The sequence below is a fragment of the Kitasatospora sp. NPDC047058 genome (assembly GCF_040643935.1).
In the GTDB taxonomy this organism is placed as follows: domain Bacteria; phylum Actinomycetota; class Actinomycetes; order Streptomycetales; family Streptomycetaceae; genus Kitasatospora.
Window position 1 is genome coordinate 1 of the sequence record NZ_JBEYVJ010000532.1, and the last position, 4043, is coordinate 4043.

The 4043-nt window shown below is 73.9% G+C and carries 4 protein-coding genes; all 4 read right to left on the bottom strand.

What is annotated here, in order from left to right:
• Positions 1–339: 339 nt before the first annotated feature.
• Positions 340–936 (bottom strand): TIGR03086 family metal-binding protein, encoded by a 597-nt coding sequence (locus ABZ885_RS36855; RefSeq protein ID WP_360198888.1) that lies wholly within the window; start codon positions 934–936, stop codon positions 340–342.
• A 145-nt stretch (positions 937–1081) separates the two neighbouring features.
• Positions 1082–1846 carry an SDR family oxidoreductase gene (locus ABZ885_RS36860; protein WP_360198890.1) on the bottom strand — a complete coding sequence of 255 codons (765 nt, stop codon included), beginning with the start codon at positions 1844–1846 and terminating at the stop codon, positions 1082–1084.
• Between the two features lie 236 nt (positions 1847–2082).
• Positions 2083–2778 (bottom strand): class I SAM-dependent methyltransferase, encoded by a 696-nt coding sequence (locus ABZ885_RS36865; protein WP_360198892.1) that lies wholly within the window; start codon positions 2776–2778, stop codon positions 2083–2085.
• Positions 2779–2863: 85 nt separating this feature from the next.
• Positions 2864–3682 (bottom strand): transglycosylase family protein, encoded by an 819-nt coding sequence (locus tag ABZ885_RS36870; protein WP_360198894.1) that lies wholly within the window; start codon positions 3680–3682, stop codon positions 2864–2866.
• Positions 3683–4043 lie beyond the last annotated feature (361 nt).

A 4043-nucleotide genomic window follows, 5' to 3' on the forward strand; every position in this document is an offset into this window, starting at 1 on the left:
GGTGTCGTACCCGCGCCCGCGGTCGCACCGGCGCCAGCGTCGGCGGCCGGGGAGGCGCCCGCCGTCCCCGTACCACCGCCCGCGCCGCCGCTGCCACAGGCCGCGAGCATGAGAGCGGCGGCCAGGCCGAGGGCCGGTCGAACCGCGTTCCTGCCGTGCATCAACGTTCTCTCCGTCCAGGCCGCGGCGCTGCCGCCACCGCCGAACGGGAGGTGGTCGCCATCCGCGGCCGGCTGACATGCTGGCACAGGAGAACCGGCCGGATCAGGCAATCCTCCTCATTCACAACCGAGTTGATGGCGCGTCAGGGTCCTTCGCGGGCGGAGTGGCAGGGCCCGGTCACCGCGTTCCGGGGTCGCGGCCGAAGAAGGCGGCGAGGCGGTCGTAGAGCGGGGCGTCCGCGGGGACGGTCACCTCGGGGCCGAAGGTGAGACCGTCCTCCTCGCTGCCGCGGTACTCGGGGCGCAGTGCGCCGCGGGCCCAGGCCAGCGAGGCGCGGGCCACTTCGTGGTCGAGGCCGTCCGTGGACTGGCCGGTGGCGCGGGCCAGGTCCCAGCCGTGGACGGCGAACTCGGCGATCTGCTGGTCCACCGGGAAGCGCGCGGGCAGCGTGCCGGCGTTCGGGATCTCGATGACGCCGGTGAGGTCCCCGGCGTTGCGCCAGGCGGCGACGAGCGCCTCGGCCCCGGCCTCGAAGGCGTGCAGCCAGTCGTCCTCGACCCGCTCGAAGGACTGCGACCAGTCCGGGTTGCCGCCGTTCGCCCGGACGGTGAACTGGCCCAGGTCGAACAGGAGGTGGCTGATCAGCGTGCCGACGTCCCAGGAGCGGCAGGGGGTCGCGTGGTCGGCCAGCTCGGTTCCGACACCGTCGATCAGGCCGGCGGTCTGTGCGAGGGCGCGGGCGAGCAGGTCGATCGGGTCTTCCGCTGCGGTCATGGCGCCACCTCTTCGGATGCAGGACAGGTGCTCGGACCGGCCGATCGTAAACGGGACCACCGACAACCGGCCCGGCGCAACACGCGCCGGGCCGGTCGCCTCGTCCTCCTGCCGCCTGACGGGCCAGGGCTTGCCGGACAACGCCCTACGCGGCGAAGCCGCCGTCCACGGCGATCTCGGCGGCCGTGATGTAGCGGCCGTCCTCACCGGCGAGGTGGGCGATGGTGGCGGCGATGTCGCCGACCCGGCCGAAGGTGCCGAGGGAGGTGAGCGAGGCCTGGAACTCGGCCGACGGGCCGTCCGCCGGGTTCATCTCGGTGTCGATCGGCCCCGGGTGGATCACGTTGACGGTGATCCCGCGCGGCCCCAGCTCGCGGGCGAGCGCCTTGGTGAGCCCGATCATCGCGGCCTTGCTGGCCGAGTAGAGCGAGCCGCCGGGGAAGGCGACGCGCTTGGCGATGCAGCTGCCGATCGTGATGATCCGGCCGCCCTCGGCCAGGTGGGCCGAGGCCGCCTGGGCGTACAGGAACGGCGCCCGGACGTTGACCTCCAGCACCCGGTCGACGTCGTCCAGCGCGATGTCCTCGATCGGGCCGAGCACGCCGATGCCGGCGTTGTTGACCAGGATGTCGAGCCGGCCGAAGCGCTCGGCCACCGCCGCCACCACGGCCCGGACGGCCTGCGGGTCGGCGCTGTCCGCCCGGACCGCCCAGCCGCGCCGGCCCATTCCGGTGATCTTGGCCGCAACAGCCTCGGCCCGCTCGGTGCTGCCCTGGTAGGTCAGGACGACGTCGGCGCCGTCCTCGGCCAGCCGCAGCGCGGCCGCCTCCCCGATGCCCCGGCTGCCGCCGGTCACCAGGGCCACCTTGCCGTCGAGCTTCGCCATCGCGGTCGTGGTCACAGTCGTCATATCGGTTGAACTCCTTGTCTCGTTCTCGGACATGACTCATCCTCTGCCGACGGGACCGGCGAGTCCGGCGGTAATCGGACATCGCGTTCAACGTTCAACAATCGGGCTCCGGGAGGCCCGCGGAAGTCTCCGGAAGCCCTCGCGGAACTCCTGGGAACGCCCGCCGCCCGAAGCCCCGGCGCACGCCGGAGCCCCGTCAGACCGGCAAAGCCCCCGTCCGTCCGGAGGCGCCTCCGTCAGACCGGCAGAGCCTCCCGGTAGTACGAGCCCACCGCCGGCTGCCCGGTGTAGTTGGGCCCCGCCGCCGGGTCCGCCCCGAGGTACCCGAACGGCAGCCGGACCACCCGGCCGCCGTCCAGCACCAGCAGGTGCCGCCACGCCCGGTACTCGAACCCGGCCGCCCGCAGCGCCGCCACCACCGGCCGTGCCGCGCTCGACCCGTCCGGGTGCCGCACCGAGTCGGGGTCGAAGTGCGCGGCGAACCGTCCGTCCGGCGCCAGCCAGCCGGCCGCGCGGACGATCGCGCCCAGCTGGTCGCCGAGGTAGTGCAGGCCGTGCACGCAGGTGATCAGGTCGTAGCGGCGGCCGGGCGTCCAGTCCGCCACCGCGGCGGTCACCAGTCGCAGCCGCGCAGCCCCCGGCGCCGGCCCGTACGGCGGGGCGGGCGGCACCAGCGGGCCGACCAGGTCGACCCCGGTCAGCTCGGCGGCGTCCGGCAGCAGCCCGGCCGCCTCGACGAGGGCCCGGCCCTCCCCGCTGCAGAGGTCCAGCCAGGCGACGGCGCCGCCCCGGCCGGCCAGCCACCCGGCCGGGTCGAAGCCGAGCTCCCTCGCGTAGCTGTTGACGCCGCTGAGCCCGCGCTCCCGGTTCATGGTGTTGTTCGCGACCACGGCCGAGCCGGTCAGCTCACCGTCATCCATCAGTCGAGGCATGCCGTCGACCCTATCCACCTGCGCGGACGCGGCCGAGCGGCCACCCCCGGCAGGGGTGACCGCTCGGCCCGGGCGGAACGGACCGTCAGAGGCTCAGGTTCTGGCCCGGGAAGATCAGGTCCGGGTCGGCGCCGATCGTCTTGATGTTCTTGGCGTACAGGCTCGCGGTGTCGGTGCCGGACTTGGCGGCGATGTCGCTGAGGGTGTCACCGCTCTTGACGGTGTAGCTGCCGCCGGAGGCGTGGGTGGCCGGGGCGGCCGGCGTGAACGGCTTGGCCGCGTCCTGGGCCTTTCCGGACGGCGACGTGGGCGTGGACGGCTTCGGGGAGGGCTTCGCGGACTTCTGCGCGGGCTGGGCCGGCGCGGGCTGGGCCGGCTGCCGGTTCTTCGGCGCGGCGGCCTTGGGAGTCGCGGGCTTGGGGGTTGCGGGCTTGGGGGTTGCGGCCTTGGGGGCTGCGGGCTTGGCGGCCGGGGCCGAGGTGTCGACGCCCGCCGGGGCGCCGCCCTTCGACAGGCCCGCCTTCGCCGAGCAGACCGGCCAGGCGCCGGGGCCCTGCGAGGCGAGCACCTTCTCGGCGACGGAGATCTGCTGCTCCCTGGTCGCCTTGTTGGCCTGCGGCGCGTACGCGGTGCCGCCGTACGCGGCCCAGGTGGACGGGGTGAACTGCAGTCCGCCGTAGAAACCGTTCCCGGTGCTGATGCTCCAGTTGCCGCCGCTCTCGCACTGGGCGACGGCGTCCCAGGACGAGGTGGGCGCGGCGGAGGCCGAGGTGGCCGTGACGAGGCCGGCCACCGGAAGGGCCGCGACGACCCCTCCGGCCAGCACGAGACGGGCGCGGTTGCGGCGCTTCCCGGTGGTGGTGTTGGTGGTGGTGGCAGCGGCGGTCTCGTGACGGTTCGACATGAAAATCCTCTCGGCAAACCCCGGGCAGGCAGGCGGAACCAGGCCCTTGGCAGGGCCGTCGTCGCTCTCCTCACTCGACGGGCGGCCGCGCACGTGTCCGACGTGCCGTGCCGCCCCGGCCACCCCCGCTCGCCGACGGCCTGGTCGAACCGGCCGCATCTGCGGGCACCGCCCTCGCGCCGGAGGTCAGTCGGCGGGCTGTGCCTCGGGGGTGAACCCGGGTGGTGCTCGTTGCACCGCCCAAGAAGCTACGGGCCATCCCCGGCCCGCTTCAAGCAATTCCTGGACATCGCAGGTCAGTTGACTGTTACCGGCGGTATCGATCATGAAGGCCCGCCCGAATCGACCGGCTTTGAGAAAA